15 protein-coding genes are annotated in these 19,524 nt (G+C 63.8%); 12 read left to right on the top strand and 3 right to left on the bottom strand.

Translation table 11 applies throughout. From position 1 onward, the window contains the following. Positions 1-163 precede the first annotated feature (163 nt). Genes AWB76_RS18170 through AWB76_RS18160 form a run of 3 tightly spaced genes read left to right on the top strand, consistent with a single transcriptional unit; the run spans position 164 to position 4,624 of the window. Positions 164-2,593 carry a 3-hydroxyacyl-CoA dehydrogenase/enoyl-CoA hydratase family protein gene (locus tag AWB76_RS18170; protein WP_061161535.1) on the top strand — a complete coding sequence of 810 codons (2,430 nt, stop codon included), beginning with the start codon at positions 164-166 and terminating at the stop codon, positions 2,591-2,593. Between the two features lie 10 nt (positions 2,594-2,603). Then, positions 2,604-3,803: an acetyl-CoA C-acyltransferase gene (locus tag AWB76_RS18165; RefSeq protein WP_061161513.1), complete on the top strand. Its 1,200-nt coding sequence runs from the start codon at positions 2,604-2,606 to the stop codon at positions 3,801-3,803. A gap of 56 nt (positions 3,804-3,859) precedes the next feature. Then, the gene (locus AWB76_RS18160) at positions 3,860-4,624 is read left to right on the top strand and encodes an enoyl-CoA hydratase (RefSeq protein WP_061161512.1); all 765 of its coding nucleotides are present in this window, start codon (positions 3,860-3,862) and stop codon (positions 4,622-4,624) included. 6 nt (positions 4,625-4,630) lie between these two features. Here the strand turns inward: AWB76_RS18160 and fdhD are convergent, their stop codons facing one another. Beyond that, complete coding sequence (gene fdhD / locus AWB76_RS18155; protein ID WP_061161511.1) at positions 4,631-5,458, bottom strand: formate dehydrogenase accessory sulfurtransferase FdhD; 828 nt, start codon at positions 5,456-5,458, stop codon at positions 4,631-4,633. A gap of 191 nt (positions 5,459-5,649) precedes the next feature. On the opposite strand from fdhD, the gene AWB76_RS18150 reads away from it, so the two are divergent. Together AWB76_RS18150 and AWB76_RS18145 are read left to right on the top strand one after the other, a co-directional pair. Then, positions 5,650-6,129, top strand: coding sequence for a nitrate reductase associated protein (locus tag AWB76_RS18150; protein ID WP_061161510.1), 480 nt, complete (start codon positions 5,650-5,652; stop codon positions 6,127-6,129). A 183-nt stretch (positions 6,130-6,312) separates the two neighbouring features. Continuing rightward, positions 6,313-9,435 (top strand): sensor domain-containing protein, encoded by a 3,123-nt coding sequence (locus tag AWB76_RS18145; RefSeq protein ID WP_061161509.1) that lies wholly within the window; start codon positions 6,313-6,315, stop codon positions 9,433-9,435. Between the two features lie 90 nt (positions 9,436-9,525). On the opposite strand, the gene AWB76_RS18140 is transcribed toward AWB76_RS18145, so the two are convergent. Beyond that, a complete protein-coding gene (locus AWB76_RS18140) occupies positions 9,526-9,921 on the bottom strand; it encodes an acyl-CoA thioesterase (RefSeq protein WP_061161508.1) in 396 nt (131 codons plus the stop codon). A 245-nt stretch (positions 9,922-10,166) separates the two neighbouring features. On the opposite strand from AWB76_RS18140, the gene AWB76_RS18135 reads away from it, so the two are divergent. Further along, positions 10,167-12,050 (top strand): ABCB family ABC transporter ATP-binding protein/permease, encoded by a 1,884-nt coding sequence (locus AWB76_RS18135; protein WP_061161507.1) that lies wholly within the window; start codon positions 10,167-10,169, stop codon positions 12,048-12,050. 9 nt (positions 12,051-12,059) lie between these two features. Here AWB76_RS18135 and AWB76_RS18130 read toward each other — a convergent pair whose 3' ends face one another. Beyond that, positions 12,060-13,448 (bottom strand): MFS transporter, encoded by a 1,389-nt coding sequence (locus AWB76_RS18130; RefSeq protein WP_061161506.1) that lies wholly within the window; start codon positions 13,446-13,448, stop codon positions 12,060-12,062. Positions 13,449-13,723: 275 nt separating this feature from the next. On the opposite strand from AWB76_RS18130, the gene AWB76_RS18125 reads away from it, so the two are divergent. The 6 genes from AWB76_RS18125 (at position 13,724) to AWB76_RS18100 (ending at position 19,496) form a co-directional block, all read left to right on the top strand. Next, positions 13,724-14,695 carry a LysR substrate-binding domain-containing protein gene (locus tag AWB76_RS18125; RefSeq protein ID WP_061161534.1) on the top strand — a complete coding sequence of 324 codons (972 nt, stop codon included), beginning with the start codon at positions 13,724-13,726 and terminating at the stop codon, positions 14,693-14,695. 108 nt (positions 14,696-14,803) lie between these two features. Further along, the gene (locus AWB76_RS18120) at positions 14,804-16,117 is read left to right on the top strand and encodes a Glu/Leu/Phe/Val family dehydrogenase (protein WP_061161505.1); all 1,314 of its coding nucleotides are present in this window, start codon (positions 14,804-14,806) and stop codon (positions 16,115-16,117) included. Positions 16,118-16,394: 277 nt separating this feature from the next. Continuing rightward, positions 16,395-17,288 carry a glutamate/aspartate ABC transporter substrate-binding protein gene (locus AWB76_RS18115; protein ID WP_061161504.1) on the top strand — a complete coding sequence of 298 codons (894 nt, stop codon included), beginning with the start codon at positions 16,395-16,397 and terminating at the stop codon, positions 17,286-17,288. Between the two features lie 68 nt (positions 17,289-17,356). Next, positions 17,357-18,097 (top strand): amino acid ABC transporter permease, encoded by a 741-nt coding sequence (locus tag AWB76_RS18110; RefSeq protein WP_061161503.1) that lies wholly within the window; start codon positions 17,357-17,359, stop codon positions 18,095-18,097. After that, positions 18,097-18,774, top strand: coding sequence for a glutamate/aspartate ABC transporter permease GltK (gltK, locus tag AWB76_RS18105; RefSeq protein ID WP_061161502.1), 678 nt, complete (start codon positions 18,097-18,099; stop codon positions 18,772-18,774). The genes AWB76_RS18110 and gltK overlap by 1 nt, the downstream gene beginning before the upstream one ends. Beyond that, complete coding sequence (locus tag AWB76_RS18100) at positions 18,771-19,496, top strand: amino acid ABC transporter ATP-binding protein (protein WP_061161501.1); 726 nt, start codon at positions 18,771-18,773, stop codon at positions 19,494-19,496. Before gltK ends, AWB76_RS18100 begins: the two co-directional genes overlap by 4 nt. Positions 19,497-19,524 lie beyond the last annotated feature (28 nt).

Below are 19,524 nucleotides of genomic sequence, written 5' to 3'. Positions count from 1 at the left end.
TGTGACCGCGGGCGTATCGAGCTGCTTTCTTTGGTTACTTTCTTTGCAGCAGCAAAGAAAGTGACTGCCGCCCCGCATAGGGGCAGCGCAAATAGACCGACACGAATTCAAGCTTCCCGCAAAAAAACCCAAAAACGAAACAAACCCCGGAGTGAACCAAACCGTGAGCACCCTGAACATCAAGAAAGTCGCCGTGCTCGGCGCGGGCGTGATGGGCGCGCAGATCGCCGCGCATCTGATCAACGCCCGCGTCCCGGTCATGCTCTTCGACCTTCCAGCCAAGGAAGGTCCGAAGAACGGCATCGCGCTGAAGGCCATCGAGAACCTGAAGAAGCTGTCGCCCGCACCGTTCGGCGTGAAGGACGACGCGCAATTCATCGAGCCCGCGAACTACGACGACGACATCGAGAAGCTGAAGGAATGCGATCTCGTCATCGAAGCCATCGCCGAGCGCATGGACTGGAAGCACGATCTCTACAAAAAAGTCTCGCCGCACATCGCGCCGCACGCGATCTTCGCCAGCAACACGTCGGGTCTGTCGATCACGGAACTGTCGAACGGCTTCTCCGATGAACTGAAGTCGCGCTTCTGCGGCGTGCACTTCTTCAATCCGCCGCGCTACATGCATCTGGTCGAACTGATCCCGACCTCGGCCACGAAGCCCGAAATCCTCGATCAACTCGAAACGTTCCTGACGAGCGTGATCGGCAAAGGCGTCGTGCGGGCGAAAGACACGCCCAACTTCATCGCGAATCGCGTCGGCGTGTTTTCGATTCTCGCCGTGATCGCCGAAGCCGAAAAGTTCGGCCTGCGCTTCGACGAAGTCGACGATCTCACCGGCGCGCGTCTCGGCCGCGCCAAGTCGGCGACGTTCCGCACAGCCGATGTCGTCGGTCTCGACACCATGGCGCACGTCATCAAGACGATGCAGGACAACCTGCCCGACGATCCGTTCTTCTCCGTCTACAAGACGCCCCCGGTGCTCGAAGCACTGGTCAAGAACGGCGCGCTGGGCCAGAAGACGGGCGCGGGCTTTTATCGCAAGGAAGGCAAGGCGATCAAGGTTCTCGATGCGAAGACCGCTTCCTATGTCGATGGCGGCGCGAAGGCCGACGAACTCATCGGCCGCATTCTGAAGCGTCCGCCCGCCGAGCGCTTCAAGCTGCTGCGCGAAACCGATAACAAACAGGCGCAGTTCCTCTGGGCAATCTTCCGCGACGTGTTCCATTACATCGCGGTGCATCTCGAATCGATCGCGGACAACGCGCGCGACGTCGATCTCGCTATCCGCTGGGGCTTCGGCTGGAATCAGGGTCCGTTCGAGAGCTGGCAGGCCGCGGGCTGGCAACAGATCGCAAAGTGGGTGCAGGAAGATATCGATGCAGGCAAGACGCTCTCGAACGCGCCGCTGCCCGCGTGGGTGCTCGACGGTCCCGTCGCCGAGAAGAACGGCGTGCACACGAACGAAGGCTCGTGGTCGCCTTCCGCGCGCCGCTTCGAACCGCGCTCGACGTTGCCCGTGTATCAGAAGCAGGTGTTCCGCGCGCCGCTCGTCGGTGAGACGGGCGCCGATCCCAAGACCTACGGCAAGACGCTCTTCGAAACCGAGAACGTGCGCGCGTGGCTCGACGACGATCAAGGCGATGTCGTGATCGTCTCGTTCAAGTCGAAGATGAACACCATCGGTCCGGGTGTCATCGACGGCCTCACGCAAGCCATCGAGCTCGCGGAGAAGGAATACCGCGGCGTCGTGATCTGGCAGCCGACCTCGCTGCAACTCGGCGCGCCGGGCGGCCCGTTCTCGGCGGGCGCGAATCTCGAAGAAGCCATGCCCGCCTTCATGATGGGCGGGGCGAAAGGCATCGAGCCGTTCGTGAAGACATTCCAGCAAGGCATGATGCGCGTGAAGTACGCGAACGTGCCGGTCGTGTCGGCGGTGTCGGGCATCGCGCTCGGCGGCGGCTGCGAATTGCTGCTGCATTCGGCCAAACGCGTCGCGCATGTCGAGAGCTATATCGGTCTCGTCGAAGTGGGCGTCGGTCTCGTGCCGGCGGGCGGCGGTCTTAAGGAAGCGGCACTGCGCGCGGCGGAAGCGGCGAGCGCCGTCAACGCCACCAGCGATCTGCTCAAGTTCCTGCAGAAACCGTTCGAAAACGCGGCGATGGCGAAAGTCTCGTCCTCCGCATTCGATGCCCGCGCGATGGGCTATCTGAAGCCATCCGACACGATCGTCTTCAACGTGCACGAACTGCTCGACATCGCGAAGAAGGAAGCGCGCGCGCTCGCCGCATCGGGATATCGGCCGCCGTTGCGCGTGAAGCAGGTGCCGGTCGCGGGCCGCTCGGCGATCTCGACGATCAAGGCGTCGCTCGTCAACATGCGCGACGGTCGCTTCATCAGCGATCACGATTTCCTGATCGCGAGCCGTATCGCCGAAGCAGTGTGCGGCGGGGATGTCGAAGCAGGCAGTCTCGTCGATGAAGAATGGCTGCTCGCCCTCGAGCGCCGCGCGTTCGTCGAACTGCTCGGCACGCAAAAGACGCAGGAACGGATCATGGGCATGCTGCAAACGGGCAAACCGGTGCGCAACTGAGGACCATCAAATGACAAAGCAACTTCAAGACGCATACATCGTCGCCGCGAGCCGCGCGCCGATCGGCAAGGCGCCGCGCGGTGTCTTCAGGAACACGCGCCCGGACGAACTGCTCGTCCACGCGATTAGATCGGCGGTCGCGCAAGTGCCGGGACTCGACACGAGCGTGATCGAAGACGCGATCGTCGGCTGCGCGATCCCCGAAGCCGAGCAAGGGCTGAACGTCGCGCGCATGGGCGCGTTGCTCGCGGGCTTGCCGAATACCGTCGGCGGCGTCACGGTGAACCGCTTCTGCGCATCGGGACTGACGGCGCTCGCGATGGCGGCGGACCGCATCCGCGTCGGTGAAGCCGATGCGATGATCGCGGGCGGCTGCGAATCGATGAGCATGGTGCCGATGATGGGCAACAAGCCGTCGCTGTCGCCGCACATCTTCGATCGCAATGAGGATGTCGGCATCGCATACGGCATGGGGCTGACGGCGGAGCGCGTCGCGGAGCGCTGGAAAGTGAGCCGCGAGGCGCAGGACGCGTTCGCGGCGGAATCGCATCGCCGTGCGCTCGCGGCGCAACAGGCGGGCGAATTCGCCGATGAAATCGCGGCGTTCACGCTCAACGAGCGCTTTCCCGATCTCGCATCGGGCGAAGTGCGCGTGAATGCGCGCGAGATCGCGTTCGACGAAGGTCCGCGCGCGGAGACGTCCGTCGAAGGTCTCGCGAAGCTGCGTCCCGTGTTCGCGAACAAAGGCTCGGTGACGGCGGGCAACAGCTCGCAGACGTCGGACGGCGCGGGCGCGTTGATCGTCGTGTCGGAAAAGATCCTGAAGCAGTTCAACCTCACGCCGCTCGCGCGCTTCGTGAGCTTCGCGGTGCGCGGCGTGCCGCCGGAAATCATGGGCATCGGGCCGAAGGAAGCGATTCCGGCCGCGTTGAAAGCCGCCGGGCTGAAGCAGGACGATCTCGACTGGATCGAGCTGAACGAAGCGTTCGCGGCGCAAGCGCTCGCGGTGATCGGCGATCTCGGACTCGATACGTCCAAGGTCAATCCGCTCGGCGGCGCGATCGCGCTCGGCCATCCGCTCGGCGCGACGGGCGCGATCCGCGCATCGACGGTCGTGCACGGCTTGCGTCGTCGCAATCTCAAGTACGGCATGGTCACGATGTGCGTCGGCACAGGCATGGGCGCGGCGGGCATCATCGAGCGGCTTTGATCGAACGCGTCCGCGCGTCGTGACGGCGTGCGGACGCGAACACAAGGAGACAGCGGATGGAGATTCAGATCGAACGCGCGGACGGCGTGTTGAGCATCGTGCTCAATCGTCCGGAAAAGAAGAACGCGATCACCGCGGCGATGTATCAGGAAATGGCCGACGGCCTCTACGAAGCCGAGATGGACGCGACCGTGCGCGCGGTGCTGATTCGCGCCGTCGGCACGACGTTCAGCGCAGGCAACGATCTCGAGGACTTCCTGAACGATCCGCCAAAGGGACTCGACGCGCCCGTGTTCCAGTTTCTGCGGCGCATCAGCGCGTTTCCGAAGCCGATCGTCGCGGCGGTCGCGGGCACGGCGGTCGGCATCGGCACGACCATGCTCCTGCATTGCGACATCGTCTACGCGAGCCCGAACGCGAAGTTCTCGCTGCCGTTCTCGCAGCTGGGCTTGTGTCCGGAAGCGGCATCGAGTTTGCTGCTGCCGCGCACGGCGGGTTATCAGCGCGCGGCGGAAAAGCTGCTGCTCGGCGAAGCGTTCGACGTGACCGAAGCGATCGGCATGGGCTTCGTCAACGGCGCGATCGATGCCGCCGAACTCGACGCCCACGCGTTCGACAAGGCGAAACGGCTCGCGCTTCTGCCGGCGTCGTCGCTGCGCGTGACCAAGTCGCTGATGAAGGGCGGAGAGGCGCATGAAGTGGGCGCGCGGATGGAAGACGAAGCCGCGCACTTTTCTCGGATGCTCGTCGCGCCCGAAGCGCGCGAGGCGTTTCAGGCGTTCTTCGAGAAGCGCAAGCCGGACTTCAGCAAGTTCGAATGAGCGGCGTCAATCGACGTCGTATTCGACGAAGCTGTTTTCGCGCGCGAAGCTGACGAGCCGCAAGGCCGCCTGCTTCGCGATCGCGATGGCGAGCGAGGTCGGCGCGGAGATCGTCGCGATCATCGGCACGCCGACGCGCGCGGACTTGCGCACGAGTTCATAGCTCGCGCGGCTCGACAGGAACACGAAGCCTTGCGTCGTGTCTTCGCGGCGCAGAATCAACTGGCCGATGAGTTTGTCGAGCGCGTTATGCCGTCCGACATCCTCAAAGGCGTAGCGCACGGCGCCGGTTTCGTCGCACCATGCGGCAGCGTGCAGGCCGCCCGTGAGCTTCGTCAATTGCTGATGCGCGGGCAGTTCGCGCGCGGCGCGCTCGATCGCATCGGGCGCGAGGCGATTCAGAAAGCCCGTGTCCGGCACGCGTTCGGGCTGAAGATCCAGCAAGTCGATGCTTTCGATGCCGCACACGCCGCAACCCGTGCGCCCGGCGAGCGCGCGCCGCTTGCCCTTCAGCGCCATGAACGCCTGCTGCACGACCTGCAGATGCACTTCGGCATGCGGCAGCGCGACGCCGTCATCGCGGAAATAGACTTCGATATCGTGGATATCGCTGCCACGCCCGACGATGCCTTCCGTCAGCGAGAAGCCCACCGCGAACGCTTCGAGATCGCGGGGCGTGCACATCATCACCGCGTGCGAGATGCCGTTGAACACGAGCGCGACGGGCCATTCCTGACCGACGTTATCCGCGGCGATCGCGACTTCGTTCCTGCGATGCCGGCGTACGTGTCGCTCGACGAAGCCGGGTTGATCGTCGGTTTCGAGTTGATCCACTTCAATGCTCCTGACCGCTCACTTCGAGTAAAGTCGGGTATGTGATTTGCTGCCTATCGTTGCTGTTCGCACGCTTCGCGGCGCGAACAGCGGCTAGATTGCAATGGTTCCAGCCAGATCCAAGGCCCTACAATAACTTAAGCGGGCGATGCGCGTCGCGCACTCCCTCTTCAATCCAACGAGGCTTCGCTATGGGACTTTACGACGCCGCGCGTCTCTTCGGATTCGAAGTCGAATCCTCTGACAATCTGCGCTTCATCCCGCTTGCCGTGCGCTTCAATCTCGACCGTTTCGGCATGCGCATCTCGCTTGACGAGTGGCAGCAGCTTCCTTACGAAGATCGCGCGTTGCTGGCGCGTTTTCCGATCGAAGAAGAAGCCGAGCTCGAAAAGAACTTCGATCTCGCGCTCGAAGAGATGCTGAAGACGCACGCGAATGCCGCGCCCGAGAAGATCGAACGCGACCCCGATCCGGTCTGGATGCACGCGGACGCCGTGCCCGAAACCGTGATCCGGCAGAGCAGCCTGTCCGGCGTCAGCGCGCCGAGTCTGGACCGCTGGGGCAAGCTCGATCGCTTTCAGCGTTACGCGCTCGCGAAGCTCTCGCGCAACACGGACAAGGTCAATCACGACTTCCTCCCGGCCATGAAAGAGTTCGGCCTCGCGGAGTGAGCGGGTGGCCCGCAAACGTTAAGCGGGCGCTTTAGTCGGATTATTTGCGGGTTAGCCCTAAATGTGGGGCGAGCGGTGCCGTTAATGGGCGTTATCCATTAATCGGGCGTGGAGCCGTTTTGCCACGCCGCGCCTCGCTCCGATGTGCGCCCAGCGCGCATCAAAGGGATAAGCCCGCCGCTCATGACTCGACTCCTCTCCAGAGGTCTGCTCGTCAATATTGCCGTGGTACTGGCCGCACTCGGCGCGAACGCGTTCGTCGCCTGCGAGCGGATCGGCGGGCTGCGCGAAAGCGACGCGCGCACGCTGCGCTCGATGAGCCTGCTGCGCGATCTCGCGGCGTATCGCAGCACGCTCGGTGAATCGCTGACGCAACTGAGCCGCTTCGAAGCGACCGGCGTCGCGGATACCGACGCGGGGCATCAGGAACGCGTGGCGCATCTCGACGCGCTCGAAAGCGGCCTGCGCGCGCAATTCGCGATGGAGCCCGGCATGACCGGCTCGTTCGATGCGCTTGCCGCCCGCGCCGCCGTGATGCGCCACGACGCCGATCTTGCCTTCGCCCGCACGAAGAACGCGCGTCCCGGCGAATCCCGCGCCTGGGCCGACGCCACGTTCGTCACGCTCGGCGAAGACCAGCAGGGCGTCGACGAAGAGCTTGCGGCCATGCGCGCGCGCATCGACAACGCGACGATCGGCGCGCTCGACCAGTCCGCGCAGGCATCGAGCGGCGCGATGCTGCTGCTCGTCTTCACGATGCTCGCCGGCAGCGCCGTGCTGATCTATCTGTTCGCGAGCCACGAGCGGCAATCGCGCGAGAAGCTCGGCGTCGTGCGCGCGAGACAGCGCAGCAACGAGCGCTTTCGCGGCATGTTCGAGGCGCATCCGGTGCCGATGTGGATCGTCGATCGCGAGACGATGCGCTTCGTCGCGGTGAATCAGGCCGCGATCGAGCACTTCGGCTTCAACGAGCCGGAGTTCATGAACATGACGCTGCGCGATCTGCACCATGCCGACGACTTCGACAGCTTCGCGGCGCGGCTCGCGCGCAGCGGAGGCGAAGGCGGCGAGCGGGGCGAGCGTGCGGCGTCGCGGCAGGGATCGGCGGGCGTGTGGCGCTATCGCTGCAAGGACGGATCGATCGTCGGCGCGGACGTGTCGCATCACTCGCTCAACTATTCGAACCGGCCAGGCATCTTCATGCTGGCGAACGACGTGACCGACCGCATCCACGCCGAAGCCGAAGCGCGCCGGTCGAACGAGATGCTCGAAGCGGTCATCGACAACATTCCGCAGCGCGTGTTCTGGAAGGACCGCGAGCTGCGCTATCTCGGCTGCAACAACGCGTTCGCGCGCGATGCGGGTCTCGCGTACAACGAACAGGTGATCGGCAAGACGGACTATGAGCTGCCGTGGGGCGGGCTCGCGGATGTCGTGCGCGCGGACGACGAAGAGGTCATCGTCACGACCGTGCCGAAGATGCACTACGAACGCGACATCGTGATGGGCGACCAGTTGCGCACCGTCGTCACGAGCAAGCTGCCGTTGCTCGACGGCGAAGGGCAGACCATCGGCGTGCTGGGTTCGTATCACGACGTCACCGATCGCAAGCGCGCCGAACTCGCGCTGCGTCTGCAAAGCCGCGCGCTCGACGCGAGCGTGAACGCGATTCTGATCACCGGCGTGGTCGATGGCGCGAACGTGATCGAGTACGCGAATGCGGCGTTCAAGCGCATCACGGGTTACGACCCGAGCGAGGTGATCGGCCAGGATTGCCGCTTCCTGCACGGCCCGGACGGCGATCAGGAAGGGCTCACGTCGATCCGCCGCGCGCTCGCCGCGAACATGGAGGCGAGCGTCGTGGTGCGCAACTATCGCAAGGACGGCGCGCTCTTCTGGAACCAGCTTTTCGTCGCGCCGGTGCCGGACGCGCAAGGCATGACGACGCATCACATCGGTATCATCAATGACGTGACCGATCTCATGCGGTATCAGGAAGAGCTCGAATATCAGGCGAATTACGACACGCTCACGCGCCTGCCGAACCGCAATCTGCTGAAGGACCGTCTGCAACATGCGATCGAGACGGCGCGGCGGCGCGAGTCGAAGATCGCCGTCGTGTTCATGGATCTCGACGGCTTCAAGAACGTCAACGACAGTCTCGGCCACAGCGTCGGCGACCGTCTGCTCGCGGTGATCGGCGAGCGGCTCGCGCGTTCGGCGCGTTCGAGCGATACGGTCGCGCGTCACGGCGGCGACGAGTTCGTCGTCGTGCTGACGGATATCACCGACGAAGCCGGTCTCATCGTGTGGATGGAGCGCACGCGCGCGGCGATCTCCGAACCCGTATGGCTCGACGATACCGAGTTGTACGTCGGGTGCAGCATGGGCGCGAGTCTCTATCCGCAAGACGGCGACGATGCCGAAACCGTGATGAAGAAGGCCGACCTCGCGATGTATCGCGCGAAGGACATGGGCCGCAACAACTATCAGTTCTATCAGCCGGAGATGAACGCGAGCGTCGGCGCGCGCATGAATCTCGAGCGGCGTTTGCGGCGCGCGCTGCGCGACGGCGAATTCCTGCTGCACTATCAGCCGCAGGTCGACATGTCGACGCGCCAGATCGTCGGCATCGAGGCGCTCGTGCGCTGGCACGATCCGGAGCAAGGACTCGTGTCACCGGCGTCGTTCATTCCGGTGGCGGAGGAGAGCGGGCTGATCGGGCCGCTGTCGGAGTGGGTGCTGCGCGAAGCGTGCCGGCAGAACAAGGCGTGGCAGGATGCCGGACTGCCGCCGGCGCGCGTGTCGGTGAATCTGTCGGCGCGGCATTTCCAGCAGCGCGACATCGCCCGGCTCGTGACGTCCGTGCTCGACGAGACCGGGCTTGCGCCGCGCTATCTCGAACTCGAACTCACCGAAAGCGCGATCATGCGCAACGCCGAGGAAGCGATCACGATGCTCTCGGAGCTATCGGCGCTCGGCATCGGCATTGCGATCGACGACTTCGGCACCGGCTATTCGAGCCTGTCGTATCTCAAGCGCTTTCCGGTGCATCGGCTGAAGATCGATCGCTCGTTCGTGGCGGATATCGGTTCATCGGGCGACGATGAAACCATCACGTCGGCGATCATCGCGCTCGCGCATTCGCTGGAGTTGCAGGTGATCGCCGAGGGCGTCGAAACGCACGCGCAGCACGACTTCCTGCGCGAGCGCGACTGCGACGAAATGCAGGGCTATCTCTTCTCGCGCCCGATGCCGCACGAGGCGATCCCCGGCCTCCTGCAGCAGGGCGTGCTGCCTCACTGAGCCGATGAATGAGCCGATGAATGAGCCGATGAATGAGCCGATGAATGAGCCGATGAATGAGCCGATGAATGAGCCGATGAACGCGCGCCGTCAGTCGATCGACGGCAGCACGCGCGGGCGGCGGTCGCGGTCGGTCGCGACATAGGTGAGCGTCGCTTCCGTCACCTTGACGACTTCTTCGGCGAGGTTCATGCGCTGCGCCCAGACTTCGACCGCGACGGTGACGGACGTATTGCCCGTCTTGACGATATCGGCGTAAAAACTCAGCAGGTCGCCGACGAACACCGGATGCTTGAACAGGAACGAATTCACCGCGACGGTCGCGACGCGGCCGTTCGCGCGGCGGCTCGCAGGAATGGAGCCGGCGATATCGACCTGCGCCATGATCCATCCGCCGAAGACGTCGCCGTGGACGTTGGCGTCGGCGGGCTGCGGCACGACGCGCAGCGCGACGTGTTTCTCGGGAAGATTGGGATGGTCTGTCATGGGAGGCGTTCCGGTTCGCAAGGCGGCGGAAGGCTGGCGGGCGCGAGCGGCCCCTTGAACCTTCTGCGACAATGCATATTTATGAATGAGCCCAGTCGCGCGAGGCAAAGACCTCGATCACGCCGGGGCTTGCAGTAAATTGTACGGGAAAGCAGGCACGCAGACCTGCGCCCGTGTCCACGATAAAAACATCCCCACGCCGCGCCCGACTCCGTTCGCGCGACGCGCTCGAACGATACGAACTCATGCGCCGCTTCCCCAATGCAGAGCCCGGGCCCGCGCAGCACGGCCCGCGCAACGACTGGCAGACGATCCGCTCGCTGCTGCCTTATCTCACCACGTACAAATGGCGCGTCGCGTTCGCGCTGACGTGTCTCATCGGCGCGAAGGTGGCGAATCTCGGCGTGCCGATCGTGATGAAGCGCATCGTCGACGGACTCGCCTCCGTGCAGCATCTCACCGCGCTCGGACGCGCCAACGATGCGCCGGGCGTCGTGCTGATCGGCGGCATCGGGCTGCTCGTCGTCGCGTATGCGGTCGTGCGGCTGTCGACATCGCTCTTCACCGAATTGCGCGAGCTGCTTTTCGCGAAGGTCACCGAGAGCGCGGTGCGGCAACTCGCGCTGCAAGTGTTCCGGCATCTGCATTCGCTGTCGCTGCGCTTTCATCTGGAGCGGCAGACGGGCGGCATGTCGCGCGATATCGAACGCGGCACGCGCGGCATCCAGCAGCTCGTGTCGTATTCGCTCTACAGCATCCTGCCGACGCTCGTCGAGGTCGGGCTCGTGCTTGCGTTCTTCGTGACCAGGTACGAGGCGTATTACGCGATCGTCACGTTCGTTGCGCTCGTCACGTATATCGTGTTCACGGTGAAGGTGACGGAGTGGCGCACGCACTTTCGCCGCACGATGAACGAGCTCGATTCGAAGGCGAATTCGCGCGCGATCGATTCGCTGCTCAACTACGAGACCGTGAAGTACTTCGGCAACGAAGAGTGGGAAACGCGCCGTTACGATGAAAACCTCAAGCGATATCGCGCGGCCGCGATCAAGTCGCAGCGCTCGTTGTCGATGCTGAACTTCGGGCAGCAGACGATCATCGGCGTCGGGCTCGTTTTCATTCTGTGGCGCGCGACGCAGGGCGTGATGGCGGGGCGTCTCACGCTCGGCGATCTCGTGCTCATCAATACGTTCATGCTGCAGCTCTACATTCCGCTGAATTTTCTGGGCGTGGTGTATCGGGAGCTGAAGCAGGCGCTCACCGACATGGACCGCATGTTCACGCTGCTCGGCGCGGGCCGCGAAGTGCCCGATGCGCCGAATGCGCCGGCGCTCGCGGTGCGCGGCGGCGAAGTGCGCTTCGAGAACGTGAGCTTCTCGTACGAGAAGGCGCGGCAGATTCTCCACGGCGTCGATTTCACGATTCCCGCGGGCACGACGACGGCGGTCGTCGGGCATAGCGGTTCGGGCAAGTCGACGCTCGGCCGTCTGCTCTTTCGCTTCTACGATCTCGATCGCGCGCAGGGCGGCGGCATTCGCATCGACGGGCAGGACATTCGCGATGTGACGCAGGATTCGTTGCGCGCGGCGATCGGCATCGTGCCGCAGGACACCGTGCTCTTCAACGATTCGATCTACTACAACATCGCGTACGGCCGTCCTTCCGCGAGCCGCGAGGAAGTGATCGCGGCGGCACGCGCGGCGCATATTCACGACTTCATCGAGGCGTTGCCGGCGGGCTATGACACGCCGGTCGGCGAGCGCGGGCTGAAGTTGTCGGGCGGCGAGAAGCAGCGCGTCGCGATCGCGCGCACGCTGTTGAAGAACCCGCCGATCCTGATCTTCGACGAAGCCACGTCCGCGCTCGATTCGAAATCCGAACGCGCCATTCAGCACGAGCTGGATTCGATCGCGCGCGAGAGGACGACGCTCATCATCGCGCATCGGCTGTCGACCGTCGTGCATGCGCAGCAGATCATCGTGATGGATCACGGGCGCATCGTGGAGCGCGGCACGCATGCGGAGCTGCTGCGCGCGGGCGGGTTGTTCTCGCAGATGTGGGCGTTGCAGCAGCAGCGGGCCGCCAGTTCCAGCGAGGGTGAGACGGCGCTGGCGGCACTGGGCGAATGACGCGCCGCCTCACTCCATCGCGTGCGCGCCGCCGATCGCGACGCCATCATGCGATTGCGAAGCCGTCGACGACCAGCTCAGCCACTGTCCGCGCAGCACGAACAACGCGCCAAACGCGCAGGTCGCGAGCACGCCGAAGGTCGCGAAGCCCATCTGATAGCTGCCGGTGCTTTCCTTCGCAATGCCCATGATCACCGGCAGATAGAACCCGCCAATGCCGCCCGCAGCACCCACGATTCCCGACAGCAGTCCCGTCTTGCCCTTCCAGCGATGCGGCACGAGCTGGAACGTCGAGCCATTGCCGAGGCCGAACGCGAGATAGAGGCAAACCAGAATCGCGACGCCGCCGGCGACCGGCGGCATCCAGATCGCGAACGCGAAGTCGCCGATGGCGATCACCGCGAGCAGCACGAGCAGCGCCCGCACGCCAGTGATGCGATCGGCGACATAACCGCCGAACGGCCGCACGATCGCGCCGAGAAACGCGAGCAGCGACATGAAGAGACCCGCTTCGAGCTTCGGCATCTGATACAGCGACGTGAGCAGCAGCGTCACATACGACGACATGCCGACGAAGCCGCCGAACGTGATGCTGTAGATCAGCATGATGACCCACGTATCGCGCTCGCCGAGCACCGACCGATAGCGCCGCGGCAGCACCGCGATCGCGATCAGCGCGCCGATCACCGGCAAGAGCAGCACGCCCGCCTTGCCGCCGCCGAACAGGCCGGCATTCACCGCGAGCACGAGCACGATCAGGCTCGCGAGCGTCACCACGAAGCTCGACAGCGCGCGCATCGCGCTGCCGGTTTTCTCGCCCGCATCGGAGGCCCACGCAAAGAGCGCGACGCCCGTGATCGCGAGCAAGGGCAGCGCGGCGGCGGTCGACATCTGCCAGCCGAAGGCATCGGCGAGATGCGGGAACAGGAAGCCGTCGAGCACCGCGCCGATGTTGCCCGCCGCAGCCAGACCCAGCACGAGGCCCTGCACCTTCGGCGGATAGTTGCTGCCGGCCATCGGCAGCGCGACCGCGAAGCTCGCGCCGCCCATGCCGAGGAACACGCCGAGCACGAGCAGCAACGCATACGACGGCACGCCGGGCAGAAGCGGCAGCACGATCGACGGAATCGACGAGAGCACGACGCCCATCAACGCGACGCGCCGTCCATCGGTCGATTGATACAGGTTGCCGAGCGTCACGCGCAGGATCGCCGCCGCCAGCACCGGCACCGCGACGAGAAAGCCTTGCTGCGCGGCCGACATCGTCACGTCGCGCCCGATGAACGGCGCGAGCGGCCCGTACAGCACCCAGACGGTGAACCCCGTATCGAAGTAAAGGAAACAGGCCAGCAGCGAGCGCCAGTTCCCGCTCTTGAGCGATGCGATCAGATTGGACATTGTGGGTTCCGTTTTAGGCACGCGTCCTCGATGAGCGCGCGACGGCCCGGAAAACTGCAAGCATCATGCCAATGGAATGCATGTTTATTCGATGCATCGCGTAGAGCGCGCGTGGACGCGGGATTCGAGCGCGCGTGACGTCCGCCGTCCCCGAAAGCGCCGGCACCGCGCCCGTGCGCGTTTCGCATGCGAATGGTGCGGCGCGCCTTCGCGGGGTTCATGCGCCCGCTAGAATGCGTTCTTTGCCGAAAAGCGCCGCGCGCGCCCGACATCGCATGGAACTGAAATGGCTGGAAGACTTCGTGTCGCTCGCGGAGACGCGCAGCTTCAGTCGCTCGGCTGAACTGAGGCACATCACGCAGCCCGCGTTTTCGCGCCGCATTCAGGCGCTCGAAGCGTGGCTCGGCACGGAGCTTATCGACCGGTCCGTCTATCCGACGCGGCTCACGCAAGCCGGCAATGTGTTCTACGAGCAGGCGCTCGCGATGCTCTCGCAGTTCCACGAAGCGCGCACGCTGTTGCGCGGGCAGGGCGGCGTGCCGTCGGCGACCATCGAGTTCGCGGTGCCGCATACGCTCTCGCTCACATACTTTCCGCGCTGGCTCGAACACATCGAGGCGCGGCTCGGGCGCATCCGCACGCGGCTGCGCGCGCTCAATGTGCACGATGCGGTGCTCTCGCTCGTCGAAGGCGGTGTCGATCTCGTGATGGGCTATCACCATCCGAGTCATCCGGTCGCGCTCGATCCCGCGCGCTACGACATGCTCACGCTCGGCGCCGAGCCGATCAGCCCGTTCTCCGCCGTCACCAAAGGCGGACGCGCGCGCTTTTCGTTGTCCGCGACGGCCGAGTCGCCGGTGCCGTATCTGTCGTACACGCCTAATGCGTATCTCGGGCGCATGACGGAAGTCATCATCGCGACCGCGCCGGCGCGCCTGCATCTCGACAAGGTCTATGAAACCGACATGGCCGAAGGACTGAAGGCGATGGCGCTCGCCGGTCATGGCATCGCGTTCCTGCCGCACAGCGCCGTCGAGGATGCGGTGGAGGAAGGGCGGCTCGTGCGCCTCGATCGCGGCACGCGGGGCACGCCCGCCGGCCAGTTCACGCTGACAATGGAAATCCGCCTCTATCGCGACAAGCTCGCCGCGCAAGGCGAAGAGCCGCGTCAGGCATTGATGCGCGCGCTCTGGGACGCGGTCAGCGAAGAGTTGCTGAAGGCATCGACGGGGAAGCCCGCCGCTTAACGCTCCCCAACGTTATGCAAGATTTGCATGATGGGATAAGGAAACGGCATTGGATTTGGAAACGGCGTTTTTCGACAATGAGCGCATTCCTTCACCGCTGGAGCATCAATGTCTGCCTCGAAGCAACCTGTGCAAGCGCCGGACGCAAAACACGCTATCCCGTCGTATCTCCATGCCGATGATCTCGGTCCCTGGGGAAACTATCTGCAGCAGGTCGATCGTGTTGCCCCGTATCTCGGTTCTCTCTCCCGCTGGCTCGAAACCCTCAAGCGCCCGAAGCGCATTCTCATCGTCGACTGCCCGATCGAACTCGATAACGGCACCGTCGCGCACTTTGAAGGCTATCGCGTGCAGCACAACACGTCGCGCGGTCCCGGCAAGGGCGGCGTGCGTTATCACCAGGACGTGACGCTCTCCGAAGTGATGGCGCTGTCCGCGTGGATGTCGGTGAAGAACGCGGCGGTGAACGTGCCGTACGGCGGCGCGAAGGGCGGCATCCGCGTGGATCCGCGCACGTTGTCGCGCGGCGAACTGGAGCGCGTGACGCGTCGCTATACCAGCGAAATCGGCATCATCATCGGGCCGAACACGGACATTCCCGCGCCGGACGTGAACACGAACGAGCAGATCATGGCGTGGATGATGGACACCTACTCCATGAACCAGGGCCAGACGGCGACCGGCGTCGTGACCGGCAAGCCGATCTCGCTCGGCGGCTCGCTCGGCCGCAAGGAAGCGACGGGGCGCGGCGTGTTCGTCGTCGGCACGGAAGCGGCGCGGCGCATCGGCATGGAGATCGAAGGCGCACGTATCGCGGTGCAGGGCTTCGGCAACGTGGGCGGCATCGCGGCCAAGCTGTTCCAGGAAGCGGGCGCGAAGGTCATCGCCGTGCAGGATCACACGGGCACGATTCATAACTCGAAGGGTCTCGACACCGTTGCGCTGCTCGATCACGTCGCGAAGAACGGCGGCGTGGGCGGCTTCGCGGGCGCGGACCCGGTGCAGGCGGAAGAATTCTGGATGATCGAAAGCGACATCCTGATTCCGGCCGCGCTGGAAAACCAGATCACCGAGAAGAACGCGGCCAAGATCCGCACGAAGATCGTCGTCGAAGGCGCGAACGGCCCGACCACGACCGCGGCGGACGACATCCTGACGGACAAGGGCATCCTCGTGATTCCCGACGTGATCGCCAACGCGGGCGGCGTGACCGTGTCGTACTTCGAATGGGTGCAGGACTTCTCGAGCTTCTTCTGGACCGAGGACGAAATCAACCAGCGACTGGAGCGCGTGATGCGCGAAGCGTTCGCGGGCGTCTGGCAGGTCGCGAGCGAGCATCAGGTGTCGGTGCGCACGGCGGCGTTCATCGTCGCGTGTACGCGGATTCTGCAGGCGCGCGAAATGCGCGGGCTGTATCCCTGATCGGCGGCGACGGCGCGCGAGTGCCGTTTGAATGACTGCGGGCGGCATTTCTTCGGAAATGCCGCCCGCATTTGCATGAAAACTACAAGTCGGCCGAGTAGTTGTATTCGGTCAAGCATCTGCCCGAAAACGCCAGTAATATGCGCGGTCGCAACCGGGTTGCGCTGCGGCTCGGACGGCGTCTCGGAAATAAGACGGTCGTGGGTTAACAATCATTCTTTCAGAATAATTACCCTGCTAAACTTGCCCCGGTTTTTCGCCACAGGAGATCGAACACATGAAGGTTAAAAAGGCTGCGCTGCTCGTCGCCGCGCTCGGGTTTCTCGCCACCGGCGCGTACGCTCAGGACGCGGGCACGCTGAAGAAAATCAAGGACACGGGCGTGATCTCGCTGGGGCATCGCGAATCGTCCATTCCGTTTTCCTACTATGACGACAAGCAGAACGTCGTCGGCTACTCGCACGAATTCGCGCTGAAGGTCGTGGAAGCGGTCAAGCAGAAGCTCGGCATGCAGGACCTGAAGGTGAAGCTCACGCCGGTCACGTCGCAGAACCGTATTCCGCTCGTGCAGAACGGCACCGTCGACCTCGAATGCGGCTCGACCACGAACAACGCCGAACGCCAGCAGCAAGTGGCCTTCTCGAACACGATCTTCGTGATCGGCACGCGTCTCATGACCAAGAAGGATTCGGGCGTGAAGGACTGGGCCGACCTGAAGGGCAAGACTGTCGTGACGACCGCCGGCACGACCTCCGAGCGCCTGCTTCGCAAGATGAATCAGGAAAAGAACATGGGCATGAACATCATCAGCGCGAAGGACCACGGCGAGTCGTTCCTGACGCTGTCGACGGGCCGCGCCGTCGCGTTCATGATGGACGACGCACTGCTCGCCGGCGAGCGCGCCAAGTCGAACAACCCGAACGATTTCGTGATCGTCGGGGCGCCGCAGTCGCATGAAGCGTACGGCTGCATGATGCGCAAGAACGACCCCGAGTTCAAGAAGGTCGTCGACGACGCGATCGCCAAGGTCGAAACGTCGGGCGATGCGGACAAGATCTACAAGAAGTGGTTCGAAAGCCCGATCCCGCCGAAGGGTCTCAACCTCAACTTCCCGGAAAGTGACGACATCAAGGCTCTCTACAAGAGCCCGAATGACAAGGCAATCGACTAACCGGTTCGAGTCTCGAACGAACGAAACGGAAGGAGCTTGCTTCTTCCGTTTCTTTTTGGAGTGAGTCTATGTCTTATCACTGGAACTGGGGCATCCTGCTGAGTCCGGTTTCGACCGGCGAGCCCACCACCTATCTCGGCTGGCTGATCTCCGGCTTCTGGGTGACGATCACCGTGTCGCTCGCGGCCTGGGTGATCGCGCTCGTGGTCGGCTCGTTGTTCGGCATCTTGCGCACGGTCCCGAATCGCACGCTGGCGGGCATCGGCACCGTCTATGTCGCGATCTTCCGCAACATCCCGCTGATCGTGCAGTTCTTCGTCTGGTATCTCGTGATACCGGAGCTGCTGCCGCCTTCCTTGGGCAACTGGTTCAAGCAACTGCCGCCCTCGGCGCAGTTCTTTTCGTCGTCGATCATCTGTCTCGGGCTTTTCACCGGCGCGCGCGTGTGCGAGCAGGTGCGCTCGGGCATCAACGCGCTGCCGCGCGGACAGCGCAACGCGGGTCTCGCGATGGGCTTCACGCAATGGCAGACGTACCGCTATGTGCTGATGCCGGTCGCGTACCGGATCATCGTGCCGCCGCTCACGTCGGAGTTTCTGAACGTGTTCAAGAACTCGGCGGTGGCGTCGACCATCGGTCTGCTGGATCTGTCCGCTCAGGCGCGCCAGCTCGTCGACTACACGGCGCAGACGTATGAATCGTTCATCGCGGTGACGCTCGCCTACATGCTCATCAACCTCGTCGTGATGCAGTTGATGCGCTGGGTCGAAGCGAAGACGCGGCTGCCTGGCTACATCGGAGGCAAGTAATGCATCAGTTCAACTGGAGTGGTGTGCTCGCGTCGTGGCCCACGTTGATGACGGGCGCGAAGATCACGCTGCAGATCACCGTGCTCGCCATCGTGGTCGGCATCATCTGGGGCACCATTCTCGCGCTGTTCCGCCTCTCGGGCGTGAAGCCGCTCCAATGGTTCGCGAGCACGTACGTCACGCTGTTCCGCTCGATCCCGCTCGTGATGGTGCTGCTGTGGTTCTTCCTGATCGTGCCGCAGGTGCTGCAGAACGTGCTCGGGCTGTCGGCGGATATCGACATTCGTCTCGCCTCGGCGATGGTCGCGTTCTCGCTCTTCGAAGCCGCGTACTATTCGGAAATCATCCGCGCCGGCATTCAGGCGGTGCCGCGCGGGCAGGTGAACGCGGCGTTCGCGCTCGGCATGACCTACGCGCAGGCGATGAAGCTCGTCGTGCTGCCGCAGGCGTTTCGCGCGATGGTGCCGCTCTTGCTCACGCAGGCGATCGTCCTGTTTCAGGATACGTCGCTCGTCTACGTCATCAGTCTCGCGGACTTCTTCCGCACGGCGACGAATATCGGGGATCGCGACGGCACGACCGTCGAAATGGTCCTGTTCGCGGGCGCATGCTATTTCGTGATTTGCGTGGTGGCGTCGGCCCTCGTCAAAAGTCTTCAGAAAAAGGTCGCAAGATGATCTCTATCAAGAATGTTTCCAAGTGGTACGGGCAGTTCCAGGTGCTCACCGACTGCACGACCGAAGTGAAGAAGGGCGAGGTCGTCGTGGTGTGCGGCCCGTCGGGCTCGGGCAAGTCGACGCTCATCAAGACCGTGAACGGCCTCGAACCGTTCCAGAAGGGCGAGATCTCGATCAACGGCCAGTCGCTGACGGACAAGAAGACGAATCTGTCGAAGCTGCGTTCGAAGGTCGGCATGGTGTTCCAGCACTTCGAGCTGTTTCCGCATCTGACCATCACGCAGAACCTGACGCTCGCGCAGATCAAGGTGCTCGGCCGCTCGAACGACGAAGCCATGCAAAAGGGTTTGAAGCTGCTGGATCGCGTCGGCCTGCGCGCGCATGCGGACAAGTTTCCGGGCCAGTTGTCGGGCGGTCAGCAGCAGCGCGTGGCGATTGCGCGCGCGCTGTCGATGGACCCGATCGCGATGCTCTTCGACGAGCCGACTTCCGCGCTCGACCCGGAGATGATCAACGAAGTGCTCGACGTGATGGTCGAACTCGCGCAGGAAGGCATGACCATGATGTGCGTGACGCACGAAATGGGCTTCGCGAAGAAGGTGGCGAACCGCGTGATCTTCATGGATCGCGGGCTCATCGTCGAGGACGATCAGAAGGAAGCGTTCTTCGCGAATCCGAAGTCGGATCGTGCAAAGGACTTCCTCGCGAAAATCCTGCACTGATCGCTTCACCGCTTTAGTAAAAAGAAAC

The sequence above is a fragment of the Caballeronia temeraria genome, from assembly GCF_001544795.2.
In the GTDB taxonomy this organism is placed as follows: Bacteria; Pseudomonadota; Gammaproteobacteria; order Burkholderiales; family Burkholderiaceae; genus Caballeronia; species Caballeronia temeraria.
This window is presented reverse-complemented; position numbering and strand designations above follow the sequence as displayed.